Annotated in this window: 7 protein-coding genes; 2 read left to right on the forward strand and 5 right to left on the reverse strand. The window is 73.0% G+C overall.

Annotated features, from left to right (window positions below; genetic code table 11):
• Window positions 1–9 precede the first annotated feature (9 nt).
• Window positions 10–7,050, forward strand: coding sequence for a beta-ketoacyl synthase N-terminal-like domain-containing protein (locus ACZ7DL_RS23065; protein WP_470776542.1), 7,041 nt, complete (start codon window positions 10–12; stop codon window positions 7,048–7,050).
• Window positions 7,050–8,663 carry an amino acid adenylation domain-containing protein gene (locus tag ACZ7DL_RS23070; protein ID WP_470776544.1) on the forward strand — a complete coding sequence of 538 codons (1,614 nt, stop codon included), beginning with the start codon at window positions 7,050–7,052 and terminating at the stop codon, window positions 8,661–8,663. Before ACZ7DL_RS23065 ends, ACZ7DL_RS23070 begins: the two co-directional genes overlap by 1 nt.
• Before the next feature lie 114 nt (window positions 8,664–8,777).
• On the opposite strand, the gene ACZ7DL_RS23075 is transcribed toward ACZ7DL_RS23070, so the two are convergent.
• The 5 genes from ACZ7DL_RS23075 to ACZ7DL_RS23095 form a co-directional block, all read right to left on the reverse strand.
• Entirely contained in the window at window positions 8,778–9,941 is a 1,164-nt protein-coding gene (locus tag ACZ7DL_RS23075) for a substrate-binding domain-containing protein (protein WP_470776546.1), read from the reverse strand.
• Window positions 9,942–9,997: 56 nt separating this feature from the next.
• Window positions 9,998–11,098, reverse strand: coding sequence for an ABC transporter permease (locus ACZ7DL_RS23080; protein ID WP_470776548.1), 1,101 nt, complete (start codon window positions 11,096–11,098; stop codon window positions 9,998–10,000).
• Entirely contained in the window at window positions 11,095–12,624 is a 1,530-nt protein-coding gene (locus tag ACZ7DL_RS23085) for a sugar ABC transporter ATP-binding protein (RefSeq protein ID WP_470776550.1), read from the reverse strand. Before ACZ7DL_RS23085 ends, ACZ7DL_RS23080 begins: the two co-directional genes overlap by 4 nt.
• 121 nt (window positions 12,625–12,745) lie before the next feature.
• Window positions 12,746–15,559, reverse strand: a complete 2,814-nt coding sequence (locus ACZ7DL_RS23090) for a SpoIIE family protein phosphatase (RefSeq protein ID WP_470776552.1) — start codon at window positions 15,557–15,559, stop codon at window positions 12,746–12,748.
• Window positions 15,560–15,673: 114 nt separating this feature from the next.
• Window positions 15,674–16,639, reverse strand: coding sequence for a cyclase family protein (locus tag ACZ7DL_RS23095; protein ID WP_470776554.1), 966 nt, complete (start codon window positions 16,637–16,639; stop codon window positions 15,674–15,676).
• Between the last annotated feature and the right edge of the window lie 187 nt (window positions 16,640–16,826).

Consider the following 16,826-nt stretch of genomic DNA (forward strand, 5'->3'; position numbering starts at 1 on the left):
CTGGCGTCGATGTCGGAGGGGGAGTTCCGGGCGGCGTTGGATGTGAAGGTGGCCGGGAGTGTTCACCTGGTGGAGGCGTTCGGTGGTCCGGCGCTTGAACTGGTGTTGTTCTTCTCGTCGTTGAACGCGTTCCTGCGGGCGGCGGGGCAGAGCAACTATGCGGCGGGCTGTACGTTCCAGGATGCGTTCGCGGCGCGGCTGGCGGGGGAGTTGCCGGGCCGGGTGCGGGTGGTGCACTGGGGTTATTGGGGCAGTGTGGGGGCGGTGTCCACTCCGGAGCAGCGGGAGCGGATGCGGCGGTTGGGGTTGGTGTCGATCGAGGCGCCGGAGGCGATGGCCGCGGTGGAGGCGGTCGTGGCGGGGCCGCGGGTCCACGCCGGCTTCCTCAACACCACCGGCAGCGTCGACATCGCGGGCATCACGATCGTCCCGGTCCCGGTCGGCGACCTGCACCCGCTGCCGGCTCTGGCCGCCACCGTCCAGGCCGACCTCGAAGAGCGGTTCGCCTCCGCGGCCGTACCCACGGACCTGCCGTCGGCCGGTGCCGCCGGACCGGATGCGGCGCAGGTGCGCGGCCTGGTGTCGGACGTGCTGGGCGTCGAGGGTGCGGCGATCGACCCGCAGGCCCCGCTGGAGGAGTACGGCTGGGACCGGGTGCGTCTGGCCGCCTACGTGGAACGCCTGCGCGACCGCGGCGTCGAGGCCGACGAGCGCTCCCTGCTCACCGCCCACACCCTGACCGAACTGTCCCAGGAGACCCAGGCGTTGGCGGGCGGCGGGATCGACGCCCTGATCGCCGACCTCATCTGGGACCGGCTGCACGCGACCGGCTGGTTCAGCGGACCGGTCGAAGGCGTCTCCGCCCTGGCCCACGGCCACCTCGGGCGCTGGCTCGACGAGACCCTGCGCCTGCTGGACACGCATGGCCAGGTCCGCTACGACGGCGTGTCCTGCACCCCGCTGCGGACGACGCGGGCGTCCGCGTGGCCGGAGTGGGAGCGTACGAAGGCGACCGTTCTGGCGGGGCCGGATTTCCGGACCCAGGTGGTGTTGATCGACACCGTGCTGAAGGCGCTGCCGGACGTGCTGACCGGCCGCCGGCTGGCCACCGAGATCCTGTTCCCGGACTCCTCCATGGACCTGGTGCAGGGCCTCTACCAGGGCAACCGCCTGGCGGACTTCTTCAACGGCGTGCTGGCGGACGCCGTGGTCGCCTATGTCGAGCGGCGTCTGGCCGCGGACCCGGCGGCCCGGGTGCGCATCCTGGAGGTGGGCGCAGGCACCGGTGGTACCAGCGCGATGGTGTTCCGGCGGCTGCGGCCGTACCGGGACGCGGTCGCGGAGTACCGCTACACCGATCTGTCGCCCGCGTTCCTCCAGCACGCCGAGGACACCTACGGCCCCGACAACCCCTTCCTCGGCTACGGGCTGCTCGACATCGAGCGCTCCCCGGCCGACCAGGACGTCGAACTCGGCGCCTACGACCTGGTCGTCGCCACCAACGTGCTGCACGCGACCCGGCGGATGCACCGCACCCTGGCCCACGCCAAGGCGCTGCTGCGCCCGAACGGGCTGCTGCTCGTCAACGAGCTGACCAGGAACGAGGTGTGGGTGCACCTGACCTTCGGGCTGCTCGAAGGCTGGTGGCTCTCCGAGGACGCGGAACTGCGCATCCCCGGCGGCCCCGTGCTCGCGCCCGCCACCTGGCGCCGCGCACTGGGTGACGTCGGCTTCCGGACGGTGGCGTTCCCGCTCGGCGCGGGCCGCGACCTGCCCCACCACGTCATCATGGCCGAGAGCGACGGAGTCGTCTCCCTGCTGTCGGAGCCCCGCCCGCGGGCGGCGGAGCCGGTCACGCAACGGACCGCGGCCGAGCAACCCCCGGTCCAGAAGTCCGCCGCCCTGCGCGAGCGCGGCGTCGAGCTGCTGCGCAGCCTCTTCGCCGAGGCGCTGAAGGTGGAGACCGCCGACCTCGCCGCGCACGCCCCCTTCGAATCCTTCGGTATCGACTCCATCGTGGTCGTCCAGCTCACGGCACGGCTTCGGCAGGTCTTCGGCGAGGTCGGCAGCACCCTGCTGTTCGAGCACCGGACGCTCGCCTCGCTCGCCGAACACTTCGAGCGGACCCACCCGGAGATCCTGAGCGGCGCAGGCCGCGACACCGTCCCGGCCCCGCGGGACACCGCGGCGCAGCTCCCGCCGGCGCCCGTCCGGCGCGCGGAGGCCGAGACGACCGCACGCCGCCGAGAGGAGGACGTGGCGATCGTCGGCCTGGCAGGCCGTTACCCCGGGGCGGACACCCTCGACGCGTTCTGGGCGAACCTGCGCGCGGGCCGCGACAGCGTCACCGAGGTGCCCGCCGACCGCTGGGCGACCACGGCCGGCCGCGACTGGCGCGGCGGCTTCCTGGCCGACGTCGACCGCTTCGACCCGCTGTTCTTCGGTATCTCACCCGTGGACGCGGAGCTGATGGATCCGCAGGAGCGGCTCTTCCTGGAGTGCTCCTACGCGACGCTCCAGGACGCCGGCTACACCCGCGACGCCCTCAACGCGCAGGGCAGGGTCGGGGTCTTCGTCGGCGTCATGTACTCCGAGTACCAGCTCTACGGCGCCCAGGAGCAGCTCGCCGGCGAACCGGTCGCGATGGCCGGCAGTGCCGCGTCCATCGCCAACCGGGTTTCGTACTTCGGTGACTTCACCGGCCCGAGCCTGGCTGTCGACACCATGTGCTCGGCCTCGCTGACCGCGATCCACCTGGCCTGCGAGAGCATCCGGCGCGGGGAGTCGGACCTCGCGCTCGCGGGCGGTGTCAACGTCTCGGTGCACCCCAACAAGTTCCTCATGCTCGGTCAGGGCGGTTTCCTGTCCGAGGCCGGCCGCTGTGCCGCGTTCGGGGCCGGGGGCGACGGCTTCGTCCCCGCCGAGGGCGTCGGCGCGGTGCTGCTCAAGCCGCTGTCGCGGGCGATCGCCGACGGCGACCGGATCCACGGCGTGATCAAGGGCAGCGCCGTCAACCACGGCGGCCGCACCAACGGGTACACCGTCCCCGACCCGGCGGCCCAGCGCGCCGTGATCGCCGAGGCGCTCGACCGGGCCGGCGTCGACCCGGCCACCGTGAGCTGCGTGGAGGCCCACGGCACGGGCACCTCCCTCGGCGACCCGATCGAGATCGCCGGACTGGCCGGCGCCCTCGGCGAGCGCGCCGGCCGGGCGTACCCGGTCGCGATCGGCTCGGTGAAGTCCAACATCGGGCACGCCGAGAGCGCGGCGGGCATCGCCGGACTCACCAAGGTCCTGCTCCAGCTGCGGCACGGCGAACTCGTCCCGACCCTGCACACGGACGCGCTGAACCCCCACATCGACTTCGCGGGCACACCGTTCCGGGTGCAGCGCGAGGTGGGCCCGTGGCGGACGGACGCAACGCCGCGGCGGGCCGGCATCTCGTCCTTCGGCGCCGGCGGCGCCAACGCGCACGTGATCGTGGAGGAGTACGTCGCGACGCCGGTGCGCCGGTACGACGTGCCCGGCCTGGTCGTGCTGTCGGCCAAGGACGAGGACCGGCTCCGGGAGGCCGCCGGCCGGCTGGCCTCCTTCCTGGACACCGCCGAGGCGGACCTCACCGAGCTGGTGTACACCCTGCAGACCGGCCGGGAGGCGATGACCGAGCGGCTGGCCTTCCGGGCCGACTCCGTCCTTGCGGTCCGCGACCGGCTGCGGGCGTTCGTCGAAGGCCGTACCGGGCAGTGGTACCGCGGCCGGGCCGGTCGCGAGCCCGGCACCCTGCCGGTGGACACCTGGCTGGACCAGGGCGCCCACGACCGCGTGCTGGAGGCCTGGACCAAGGGCCACACGGTCGACTGGTCCCGGATCTACCCGAGCGGCCCCCCGCGCCGGATCGCCCTGCCGGCGTACCCGTTCGCGCGCGAGCGGTGCTGGATCAACGAGAGCCCGGCGCCGGTGGCACGCCCGCTGCATCCGCTGCTGCACCGCAACACCTCCGACCTGACGGAGGTGCGCTTCACCTCGACCTTCACCGGCCGTGAGCCGTTCCTGGCCCGGGCCGCCGAGGGCGGCGCGCGCCGGTTCCCCGCCATGGCCCTGCTGGAGCTGGCCCGGGCCGCGCTGGAGCTGGCCGACGGCTCCCCCGCCGTGGCCGTGCGGGAGGTGCGCTGGCCCGAGCCCACGCCTCGCCTGGACGGCCCGGTCGAGCTGAACCTGGCGTTGAACGCCACCGCCGGCGAGTTCCGGTTCGAGGCGTTCGGCACCGGCGAGGACCCGGTGCTGTACGGCACCGGCCTGCTGATCCCCGCCACGGAGGCTGCCGACGCCCCGGAAACCGCCGTCGACCTGGACGCGCTGCGGGCACGGTGCCCGCGCACCGAGCCGTCCGGACCCGAGTACGCAGGCGCCCGCGCCCTCCACATCGGGACCGACACGGTGCTGGTCGAACTGGCCGCGGACGCCGAGGGCGGCACCGCACTGGACACGGCGGTCCGCGCCGCCGCCCTCCTGGGCGCCCCCGGGCGCCCGGAGACGCTGCGGGAACTGCGCGTGCACGGCGCGGGGACGGCGGCCTGGGCCGTGGTCCGCGGCCGGGCGTCCCAGCTGGACGTCGAGCTCTGCACCGCCGACGGGACACCGGTCCTGACCCTCAGCGGTCTCGCCCTGGCCGCCGACGCCGCACCGCGGCCCGCCGCGCCGGCGCCGGGCCGGCGGCCCGGCCTGCGCGGGATGACGCCGGAACAGAGCGTCACCCGTGACATCAAGGAGATCATCGGGCGGCTGCTCAAGATCACGCCGGACCGGCTGGACGCCGACGCGAACTTCGCGGACTTCGGCTTCGACTCGATCCGGCTGCCGCAGTTCGCCAAGCAGCTCACCGCGCACTTCGGTGTCGAGATCACGCCCGCGATGTTCTTCGGCCACCCGACGCCCGCACACCTGACGCGGTACTACCTCGCCGAGCACGGCGCGCTGATCCGCGGGTTCTACGGCGAGCCGGACGCGCAACCCCCGGTCGCCGCCGAGTCCGCTCCGCGCGTGCGGCGCAGCTCGCTGCGGGCCACGTCCGCGGCCTCGTCGGCCGTCGCCCCGGCCGGCACCGCGACCGGGACCCGGCCGGCCGACGAGCCGATCGCCGTGATCGGCATGAGCGGCCGGTTCCCCGGCGCCCGCGACACCGGTGAGCTGTGGAGCATCCTCAGCGAGGGCCGGGACGTCGTCACCGCGCCGGACCCCGACCGGTTCACCGGCCCTTGGCAGGGCGGTTGGGCGCCCGGGGTGTACGAGTTCGACCCGCTGTTCTTCGGCATCTCGCCCCGTGAGGCGGAGATGATGGACCCCCGTCAGCGGCTGCTGCTCCAGGAGGCGTGGCGGGCCCTGGAGGACGCCGGCCAGTCGGACACCCGGCTCCAGGCGGGCCGCGTCGGCATGTTCGTCGGCGTCGAGGGCGGTGACTACCACCTCAGCACCGGGGCGGACACGACCATCACGGCCCAGCACGAGGGGGTGCTCGCCGCACGGCTCGCCTACTTCCTCGACCTGGACGGGCCCAACATGGCCATCAACACCGCCTGTTCGTCCGGTCTGGTGGCCACCCACCAGGCGTGTCAGAGCCTGCGCAGCGGCGAATGCGACACGGCCGTCGCGGCCGGTGTCACCCTGCTCCTGCACCCGGACACCATCGCCGGCATGGCCGGCGCGGGGCTGCTCTCCGCGGACGGACGCTGCTTCGCCTTCGACCGGCGTGCGGGTGGCATGGTTCCCGCCGAGGCGGTGGCCGTGGTCGTCCTCAAGCGGCTGTCGCAGGCCGTCGCCGACGGCGACCCGATCCACGCGGTCGTCCGGGGCAGCGGGATCAACTACGACGGACGGACCAACGGCATCGCCGCACCCAGCGGAGTCGCCCAGGCCAAGCTGGTCCGGCAGGTCCACGACCGGTTCGGCATCGAGGCCGACGAGGTGACGCACGTGGTCGCACACGGCACCGGGACGCGGCTCGGCGACCCGATCGAGGTGAACGCGCTCAACGACGCCTTCAGCGGCCGCACCGACCGCACGGGGTACTGCGCGCTCACGTCGACGAAGTCCAACCTCGGCCACTCCTTCGCCGCCTCCGGCGTGGTCAGCCTGATCAGCCTGGTGCTGGCGCTGCGGCACCGGACCATCCCGGCGAGCCTGCACGTCCAGGAGCAGAACGAGTTCATCGAGTGGACCGGCAGCCCGTTCTACGTCAACCGTGCCACCCGTCCCTGGGACTCCGCGGACGGGCGGCCGCTCACCGGCGCGGTCAGCGCCTTCGGGCTGAGCGGCACCAACGCGCACCTCGTGGTGTCCGAGTACCGGACCGAAGCCGTACCGGCCGCACCGGCGCCGTACCACCTGCTGCTGGTGTCGGCGCGGACCGAGGACGCCCTGCGCGCGCGGATCGACGACCTGCTCCGGGTGCTCGGCGACGAGGACGTGGAGCTCGGCTCGGTCGCCCACACACTCATGGCGGGTCGACGGCACTTCGACCACCGGGTGGCCGTGATCGCGGCCGACCGGGCGGAGGCGCTGGAGTTGCTGCGCGGCGCGGCCGCGGGTGAGCGGTCGCCCGTCGTCCTGAGGGGCGAGGTGCCCCGCGGCTTCGAGGGGACCTACGCCATCCGGCAGTACGGCGAAGAGCTGATCAGCCGCCGCCGGGACCCTCTCGAGACCCTCCAGGCGCTGGCCGACCTGTACTGCCAGGGCTACGACCTGCCCTGGGACGGGCTGCACGACGTTCCGCCGCGGCGGGTCAGCCTCCCCGGTTACCCCTTCTCCCGGGAGACCTACCGCCTCGGCGGTCCGGTCACCGCTCGCCCGGTCTCTCAGGTCGCCGAGCCCGGGAAGCCTGCGGCGACGGAGCCGGCGAAAACGGAGCCTGCGGCGGTGACGGGTACCACCCGGCCGACCGGATCGAGCATGGCGGGTCTGCGCCGCCGGCTGCTCGCCGGACCGGCCGCCCCCAAGACGGTGACCGCCGGTGCCGACAGCGCCGGCGTCAACGGAAAGAACAAGGAACGGTGATGGCCGCCGACCGTGCCATCGACGTGGAACAAGGAGAGAACGCGGTGCTGCCGATAGCGGATGAGGGTGGGATGCGCCCCGGGATCCCCGGACTTCCCTGTGTGCACAGCATGTTCGAGGCTCGGGTCCGGGAGAACCCGGACGCGATCGCGCTGACGTTCGAGGGGTGGCATCTCACCTACGACGAGCTCAACCGGCGTGCCAACCGCGTGGCCCACCTGCTGCGCGCCCGGGGTGCCGGACCGGAGGTGCTGATCGGTATCGCGCTGGAGCGCTCGGTGGAGCTCGTCGTGGGCATCCTCGGCATCCTCAAGAGCGGCGCCGCCTACCTCCCGCTGGACCCCCGGTACCCGGTGCAGCGGCTCGCCCTGATGCTGTCCGACTCGCGGGTGCCGCTGCTGCTGACCGCCGACTCCGTCCGGGACAAGTTCCCGGCCGAGGAGGGCCGCAGCGTGCTCGTCCTCGACGACCTGGCCGACGAGCTCGCGGCGGCGAGCGACGAGAACCCGCCCACCACGGCGACCAGCGCGAACCTGGCCTACGTCATCTACACCTCGGGGTCCACCGGTAAGCCGAAGGGCGTGCTGATCGACCACTACAACGTGACGCGGCTGTTCACCCGCACGGAGCACTGGTTCGGCTTCGCCACGACCGACGTATGGCCGCTGTTCCACTCCGCGGCCTTCGACCTGTCGGTGTGGGAGATGTGGGGCGCCCTCGCGTACGGCGGCCGGCTGGTCGTCGTACCGCACCTGGTGGCGCGTTCCTACGAGGACTTCCACGCCCTGGTGGTGAACGAGCGGGTCACGATGCTGACCCAGACGCCCACCGCGTTCAAGCAGTTCGCGCAGGCCCAGGAGCTCAGTGGCGCCGAACTCGCCCTGCGCTTCGTCGTGTTCGCCGGCGAGGCGCTCAACATACCGAGCCTCGCCGCCTGGTTCGACCGGCACGGCGACCGCAGCCCGCGGCTGGTCAACATGTACGGCATCACCGAGACCACGGTGCACACCACCTACCGGGAGATCGACCGCGCCGACACGGAGAACACCGCCAGTGTCGTCGGCTGCGCGATCCCCGACCTGCAAGTGCACATCCTCGACGAGCAGATGAACCCCGTTCCCGAGGGCACGGTCGGTGAGATCTACGTCGGCGGTCCCGGCGTCGGCCGCGGCTATCTCCGCCGGCCGGAGCTCAACCGCAAGCGGTTCCTTGCGGACCCGTACTCCGACGAGCCCGGCGCGACGCTCTACCGCAGCGGTGACCTCGCCATCCCGCTGCCCGGCGGTGACATCCAGTATGTGGGCCGCAGCGACCACCAGGTGAAGGTCCGCGGTCACCGTGTGGAGCTGGGCGAGATCGAGAGCGCGCTGCTCGCCCACGCCGGGGTCAAGGACGCGGTCGCCGCCGTCCAGGACCAGGACACCGACTTCCCGAAGGTGGTCGCGTACGTCATCCCGGTCACAGAGGCCCCCTCACTGAAGGACCTGCGCCGTTTCCTCCAGGACCAGGTGCCGGACTACATGCTCCCCAACGCGGTCGTCCCCATCGCCGAACTGCCGCTGACCGCCAGCGGCAAACTGGAGCGCAAGGCCCTGCCCTGGCCCGCCGCATAGCGGCCTGTGCGGGCCGGACGAGAGGCGCCTGACGGGCGGAAGCCGAGGTCAGGCGCCTCTTCGCGGTGCCCGGAAGGAGACGGCCGTGCGCCGTGCACGGGCGCGACGCCTCCGTCACCTGCCCCAGATCCTCCGGTACGCCTCCCGGTAGCCCGAGGGGTCCCAGGCCGTGGCTCCTTCGCTGTTGTCCGCCGTGGAGATGTGGACCGGCGCGACATAGCCGCTGGCCGGACGGCCGGAGAAGGCGCGGTTGAACTCGTCGAGGATCTGCCAGCCCTGGAGGGACAGCGGTTCGGGGACGGTGGCCGCCTGGTACTGCCTGCTGTTGATGCGCTGGAAGGCGGACGGGTCGCCGTCGCCGGCGCCGATGTTGAAGGGCGGGCCGGAGCCCTTCTCCCCGGCCGCGCGGAAGGCGGGGGCGGCGTCGGCGAAGTACAGGTCGTTGATGGCGACGGAGTGGGTCCACCGGTTCCCGAAGCGGGAGAGAAGGAAGGAGACCTCCCTCGGGGTGCGGCTGCTCGCGTCCGGGATCGGAATGTTCTCGTACGCCAGCAGTCGCACGCCCGCACAGGCGGCCAACCCCTTCCTGATCAGCTCGGACTTGTGCCGGGCGAAGGGGATCGAGGCGTCGGTGAAGACGACGACCCCGGCGTTTCCGCGGGAGCGTGCGATGACCCACTGCGCGCTGGTCGCGGCGACGTCGTCCACGTGGGTGGTGATGTTGGTGAAGAGCCTCGGCCGCACGCTGGGGCCGGGGGAGGCGACCGCGTGCCAGCCGATGAGCGGGATGTGCGCCGCGGTGGCCCGCGCGACCTGCTGCGAGGTCGAGTCGGGGTCGAAACCGCCGATGACGATGCCCGACGGGCGGAGGGCCACGGCCTCGCTCAGCGCCGCCTGGATGCCGGCGGGGGTGCCCTCGCCGTCGATCACCCGGACGTTCCAGCCGATGACCCGCGCGGCCTCCCGTACGCCTTGTGCGACGCCCGCGACACCGGGGTTGATCATGGTCTGCGCGACGTAGGCGATCGTCCTGCCGGGCACGGCCCGGGGGCCACTGGTCGGCCCTTTCCAGGGGACGTCGGTCTTCTCCGCCCGGGTCACGGCGGCCTCGGCCTTCGCCTGCGCCGCGGGGCAGCCGCTCGGGCCCGTGGGGGAGACCCCGGGGCCCTGCGGCGAGCCGCGTTCGCAGCCCGCGAGGGCGGTCGCCGCCAGGAGCAGGGCCGGCACGGCCGATCGCGCCCTGACCATCCCGAGGACGCCCACGCGGTTGCGGTGCACGGCAGCTCCTCGCCGAGGGACGGGGGGCCGCGGCCGCAGGCGGCCCGTGAAGCGCGTCATGGGGTGGTGCCCGTCGTGCCACCGTCCGGCTTCGAGGACGGCGGCTTCGGGGGTGGGGCGGCCGCCTCACCGGGTGCGTCGGCCCCGCTGCGCAGGCGGCGGGCGGAGTAGCCGGCCAGACCGACGGCGAGGAGGAGGGTGCCGCCGTGGAACAGGGGAATCGTCCAGAAGTCGGCGCCCATCTGGCCGATGCCGGTGAGGCCGACGGCGAGCACGGCGACGGCGACGAGCGTGCCCAGGGCGTTGGGGCGGCCGGGTGTGATCGCGGTGGAGCCGAGGAGGGCACCGACGAAGGCGGGCAGCAGATATTCGAGGCCGACGCTGGGGTTGCCGATCTGCTGCTGGGCCGCGAGCAGCACACCGGCGCAGGCGACGATCAGGCCCGACGCGGTGAACCCGTAGATGGTGTACCTGCGGGTCGGGATGCCGACGAGGTCGGCGGCGCGTGGGTTCGAGCCGATGACGTAGAGGTACCGGCCGAGCGGCAGCCGCTCCAGCGTCAGCCAGAGCGCGACCGCGAGGGCGAGTACGTAGAAGGCGGGCAGCGGAAGGCCGAGCACCCTGGAGTCGTAGAGGTCGGTGAAGGCGGCGGGGAGACCTTGGGGGCCGGGGACGATCCGGCCGCCGCCGGTGACCCAGCCGGTGACGGCGTACATCATGCTGCCGGTCCCGAGGGTGGCGATGAAGGAGTCGATCCGGCCGAACTCGACGACGACACCGTTGAGGACACCCACCACCACCCCTCCGGCGACGACCATGAGGCAGGCCCATGGCCAGGGCCAACGCTCGTTGACGATCAGCTGCATCACCATGACGTGCGCCAGGCCGAGGCCGTAGCCGAGAGAGAGGTCGAATGCGCCGGTCACGATGGGGACCGTGGCGGCGAGGGCGAGGACGGCGGGGATCGACTGGTTGGACAGCAGCGACCGGACCGTGTCCGGCGTGGGAAACGTATGCGGCAGCAGGAGGGAGAAGACCAGGAAGAGCAGAGCGGTGAGGGCCGGCAGGCCGTAGGCGCTGACTAGGTGTCCGGCAGGTCCCCGGCGGTGCCGCCGGGACGGGGGCGGGGACGGGGCCGGAGGCGGCGGGGCGGTCATGAGGCCGCCGCGGTTCCGGCCGGGGGCATGGCCGAGGCCGCCCGGGTGAGCCCGGCGACCGTGAGGCCCGGACCGCTCAGCTCGGCGGTCACGGAGCCGCGGACGAACACCAGGGCGCGCCGGCACAGGCCCGCGACCTCCTCGAAGTCCGTGGAGACCAGCAGGGCCGCGAGGCCGGCGGCCAGTGCCTCGTCGAGCAGCCGGTAGACGGCGGCCTTGGCCCCGATGTCCACGCTCGCGGTCGGCTCCTCGAGGATCAACAGACGCAGGCCCACCCGGAGCCACCGGCCGATCATGACCTTCTGCTGATTGCCGCCGGACAGCGTGCCGACGGGCGCCTCGGTGTCGCGGGGACGCACCGAGAACCGTTCGAGCAGGCCGGCGGCCTCGGCGCGTTCGCGGCGGGGGGCGATCCACCGCAGCGCCGGCCCGCCCCCGGCGCGCGGGTTGGCCAGAAGGTTCTCCCGTACGGTCAGCTCGGCCGCGCAGCCCTCCCGCTGTCTGTCGCCGGGCACGAAGCCGACACCCAGGCGGACGGCGTCGGCGACCGTCCGGGGCCGGTAGGGCCGGCCGCCGAGGAGTACCCGGCCGCCGAGGAGGGGCCGGGCGCCGGCGAGGGCTCGGCCCAGGTCCATGTGCCCGGCGCCCGAGAGGCCCACCAGGCCGAGGACCTCCCCGGCCCGGAGTTCCAGGCCGACCGGTCCCGCGCCGGCGGTCCGTACGCCGTCCAGGGTCAGGACGGCCGGACCGTCGGCGGGTGCCGTGGCGGGGCGGTGCCGGACCGGTTCCCCGCCGACGATGTCACGCACCAGACGGGAGGGGCTGTGGCCCGCCAGGGTGCCGTGGCTGACGAGGCGGCCGTCGCGCAGGACGGCGAAGGCGTCGGCGACCTCGTACACCTCGTCCAGGCGGTGGCTGACGTAGAGCAGGCCGTGCCCCTGGTCGCGCAGGGCGTGCAGGGCGCGGAAGAGCCGGGCGCAGTCCGCGGCGGGCAGGCGGGCGGTCGGCTCGTCGAGGACGATGAGTTTCGCCTGGGCGGCCAGGGCGCGGGCGATGGCGACCAGTGAGCGCTCGGCGGGGGAGAGGCGGGCGACCGGTGTGGCCGGGTCGAGGTGCGCGGCGACCGTCCGCAGGGCCTCGGTGCAGTGCTCCCGGGTGCGCCGCCAGGAGATCAGCCCGGCGCGGCGGTGATAGCCGATGCTCAGGGCGATGTTCTCGGCGACCGTCATCCAGTCCACGAGCCCGAGGTCCTGGTGGATGAAGGACATGGCGCGGGAGGCGGCCTGACTCCCGAGCGGGTGCCCGTCCACCGTGACCTGTTCCGCGTCGGCGTGGTGGACGCCGGCGAGCACCTTGATGAGGGTGGACTTTCCGGCTCCGTTGGGGCCGAGGAGGGCGAGGACGCTGCCCGTGTGGACGTCGAGGTCGACTTCGTCCAGCGCGAGGGTCCCGCCGAACCGCTTGGTGAGCCCGCGGATGCGGAGCAGGGGTTCCGCAGCGGTGTCGGGAGCGTCGTGCACGGACATCTCCGAAGGTCGGCCTGGCGGTTCTGCCCGACTGTCGCCCCAGATCCTAACGGGACGATCAATGGCATTTTCGGCATTTCATGCCGTCTGTGACACCAACGGGTCAGTGGCGCCGACGGTCTCAGACACCGTCGAGGCCGCATTCGGCCCAGATGACCTTGCCCTGGGGCAGGTAGCGCGTACCCCAGCTCTGTGCCAGCTGTGCGACGAGGAACAGGCCCCGGCCGCCCTCGTCGGTGCTGGCCGCCCGGCGCAGATGCGGGGCGGTGTTGCTGCTGTCGGAGACCTCGCAGATCAGGCTGCGGTCGTGGAGCAGCCGTACGCGGACGGGCCCGGAACCGTGCCGGATGGCGTTGGTGACCAGCTCGCTGAGCATCAGCTCCGCGGCGAACGCGGCTTCGTCGAGTCCCCAGTCGGCCAGCTGACGCATGGCACCGGCGCGGACTTCGCAGACGCGGGCCGGGTCGGGCTCCAGGTCCCAGACGGCGATCCGGTCCGGGTCCAGGGCATGGGTGCGGGCGACGAGCAGGGCGATGTCGTCGTGGGGGTGGGCGGGCGCCACGCTGTTCAGGACCACCTGGCAGGTCTCCTCGGGCGTGCGCTCCGGGTGGCCCAGGACCTCGCGCAACTGGTCGAGGACCTTGTCGACGTCGCGGTGCCGGTCCTCGATGAGTCCGTCGGTGTAGAGGACCAGCTGGCTGCCCTCGGGGAGGTCGGTCTCGACCGCTTCGAAGGGCAGGCCCCCCAGGCCCAGCGGTGGCCCGGCGGGCAGCTCCGGGAAGGACACCGTGCCGTCGGGGCGGACCAGCGCGGGGGGAGGATGCCCGGCGCGGGCCATGGTGCACCGCTGTGTGGTCGGGTCGTAGATGGCGTACAGGCAGGTCGCGCCGATGATGTCCGCTTCGTCGGCGGCCGAGTCCTCCCGGTCCAGGCGTCCCACCAGGTTGTCGAGGTGGGTGAGGACTTCGTCCGGGGGGAAGTCGAGTTCGGCGAAGCTGCGTGCGGCGGTGCGCAGGCGACCCATGGTGGCGGCGGAGAGTATGCCGTGGCCGACGACGTCCCCGACCATGAGCCCGATACGGGTACCGGAGAGGGGGATGACGTCGTACCAGTCCCCGCCCACGTCGGATTCGGCGGGCAGATAGCGGTGGGCGACCTCGACGGCGTCCTGGTCGGGCAGCCCGTGCGGGAGCAGGCTGCGCTGGAGGGCCAGGACCATGGTGCGTTCGCGTGTGTAGCGCCGGGCGTTGTCGATGGACAGGGCGGCACGGGAGGCGAGTTCCTGGGCCAGCGAACGGTCGTCGTCATCGAAGGCGGCGGGATCCCGCCCGCGGTAGAAGGCGGCCACACCCAGGACGACACCGCGGGCCACCAGCGGGACCGCGATGAGGGAGTGGACGTGGGCCAGCAGCTCCTCGGTGTGCTCGGGGTCGTGGGCGAGCCAGCCCGCGGCGACCTTCAGGTCCGGTTCCAGTACCGCCTCCCCGCCGGTCAGACAGCGCAACTGTGGCGTGGTGGGGCCGTAGCCGACCTGCTTGCCGACCGGATGGAACGGGCAGTCGTGGCGGATGCCGTGGACCACCGTCCGGCGCAGGTCGCCGTGCGGGACGGCGGACTCCTCGCCGCGCAGTACGGCGTCGGGCAGGTCGATCGTGACGTAGTCGGCGAGTTGTGGCACCGCGGTCTCCGCCAGTTCCTGGGCGGTGCGGCGCACGTCCAGGGTGGTGCCTATGCGCGTGCTGGCCTCGGACAGCAGCTCCAGGCGGCGTCGTGCGGCGAGGGCGTGCCGTGCCACCTCCGGCTCCCCCACGAGCAGCAGCCCTCTCGACGCGGGCGCGGAGGCCTGCTGATCGCTTTCCGCTCCGACGTGTGCGACACCCCTGTCGCCTTGGCCTCGTGGGGCGACGTGAGCGGCCCCCGACGGCGGGCCGTCATGGGAGGCGGCAGGCTCGGCGGCAAAGCCCGGCAACGCGTCGAGCCGCCGCGGGTCGAGGAGGGGATCGCGCGGTACGGGGCCGGGCAGGACGGCCTCGATGGCCAGACCCTCCACTCCGGTGGAGCTCGTCATCAAGCGGCTCAGCAGCGTGACGTACCGGCCGTCGGACAGGGGGACGTGGACGGCGGCCCGCTGCGCACAGGAGATCAACTCGGTGGCCTTCTCCAGGAGGATCGCACGGTCGCGGGGGCGTTGCGCGAGGGCCAGTTCGTCCAGTCCCATGGTGTGGTGACGGCCGAAGGCGGCTTCGGCCTCGGTCTCCAGGTACGCCTGCAGCAGAGCGCGCTCCCGTGCGGAACTCTGCCCGAGCAGCCGCCGTTCGATGGCTCGCGCCGCCTCGCGGATCACGGTGGCCAGCGCGGGGTGGTCGAAGTCGCGGGGATAGCCGAAGCACAGGACGCCCTCGATACGGCCGCTGAGCGGGTCGCGGACCGGGAGCGCGCGGCAGGCGCTTCCCTGGGCGCGCTCGGCGAAGTGCTCGGCACCGTAGACCCTGATGAGCTGCCGCTCCGCCAGCGCGAGGCCGATGCCGTTCGTCCCCGCGAACTGCTCGGCGAACACGAATCCCGGCACGCGCTGGATCGCCGGGAGGCTTCTGGCGAGGGACGCCTCTCCGAAACGGCGCAGGAGGACCGTTCCGTTGGCATCGGCGACACAGATGTTCATCCGACTGCCGGCGAACCTGTGCTGGAGCCGGTCGAGTACCGGTACGGCCGCGCGGATGATCCGCGCCTCCGTGTCGGCATCCTCCCGGAAGGGGAGGTCGGACCGGTCCGGCGAGAGCCCCAGGGACCGGCAGCGCTGCCACGAACTGGAGATGGGCGCGCGCACCCCCGCCTCGACCGGCCCACCCTCCAGAAAACGCTCACGCGGACGGACGGGCTCTGTGCCGTCTGTCGCACGCCCCGTAGGCGTCGGTGCCCCGCCGAACCGAACCACGCTTCGCCTCGCTCGCGATAGTCCGCTTTCCGGAAACAATCTGACATAGATGAGAATACGGATATTAGGGGCAAGGGTCACGATGGACGTATCCGGTCTCCCGCGGGCCGGCCGTCACAGGACGGCCACCGGGTTGACCGGCGACCCTGTACCGCCCGGTACGTTCAGCGGCGCGACCACCAGCAGGAACTCATACCGTCCGGCCTCTGCGGTGGCGTTGGAGAGGGCTTCCAGATCGAGGTTGTCCAGCAGCGGGACCCCCATCGCGGCCATGGCCAGCGCATGGACCGGCGAGTGCACGCCCTCGACGGGCGAGGGCCGTACGTCGCTGTCGCCGTCACCGCCGAGCAGTACGACGCCACGCTCGGCCAGCAGCGGTAGGGCGTCCACATGGAAGCCCGCGCTCGCCGTGTCGGGGTCCCAGGCGCCGAGCTCCGTGCGGCGACGGACGTGCCCGGACCGCAGGAGCACCGCGTCGCCCTCGCCGATCGTCACATCGAGCGCCCTCTCCGCGGCGGTGATGTCCTCGGCGTGCACCGCGTGGCCCGGCTCCAGCCAGCGGGCCCCGAGGACGGCGGGGAGGTCCAGGAGCACACCCCTCGTGACGAGGGGCCCGAGCGCCGACACCGCTCCGAAGCGGGCGCCTGCGGCGCCGACGACGTCTCCGGCCGTCCGGCCGTCGTAGAGCTGTCCCCGGTAGGCGATGTGGCACAGGGCGTCGAGGTGCGTGACGCCCTTGCCGTGGTAGTCGGCGGCGATGAAGTCCTTGTGGGTGGAGGGTTCCGGGCTCTCCACGTCACCGAGGTCGGTCATGTGGTGCAGAGCGGGCTTGCGGTTGTCGGGGCCTGGCCGGGTGTTCCAGGGCAGCGCCAACGGGACGACCAGCCCGGATCGCACCGCGGCCGCGGCCCGCCGCACATGGCCGGCGGTCACCCGGTTCCAGGCGCCGCGGTCTGCCGGGGTCCAGCGGCCCCATGTGCGGACCGCCTCGAAGAGCGCGTCGAACTCCCGGCGGGAGACGGCGGGCCCGTTGCCGGTCACGGCCGATCCGGGATCGGGGGCGTCGGCGGACTTCGTCATCTGTACTCACCCTTCTCCGGGCGGGACGCGGAGGAGCGCGGCGCCGGTGGCCGGCTTCGGCTTCGCGAGGTCAGCGGAAGGGCCGGGGCGGTCTCCGGCGCTCCTTCGGAGAAGTGGGGCCGGGCCGTCGTAGGGCCACCCCCATCTGGTCACGCTTGCCACTGACAGCACGCAGTTGCTCGGCAGC

The sequence above is a fragment of the Streptomyces sp. NPDC036984 genome, assembly GCF_055607665.1.

Coding starts and splice junctions, on each gene's coding strand:
- ACZ7DL_RS23070 (WP_470776544.1), top strand. CDS start 7,050: ATGGCCGCCGACCGTGCCATCGACGTGGAACAAGGAGAGAACGCGGTG.
- ACZ7DL_RS23065 (WP_470776542.1), top strand. CDS start 10: ATGTCGGAGGGGGAGTTCCGGGCGGCGTTGGATGTGAAGGTGGCCGGG.
- ACZ7DL_RS23085 (WP_470776550.1), bottom strand. CDS start 12,624: ATGTCCGTGCACGACGCTCCCGACACCGCTGCGGAACCCCTGCTCCGC.
- ACZ7DL_RS23080 (WP_470776548.1), bottom strand. CDS start 11,098: ATGACCGCCCCGCCGCCTCCGGCCCCGTCCCCGCCCCCGTCCCGGCGG.
- ACZ7DL_RS23095 (WP_470776554.1), bottom strand. CDS start 16,639: ATGACGAAGTCCGCCGACGCCCCCGATCCCGGATCGGCCGTGACCGGC.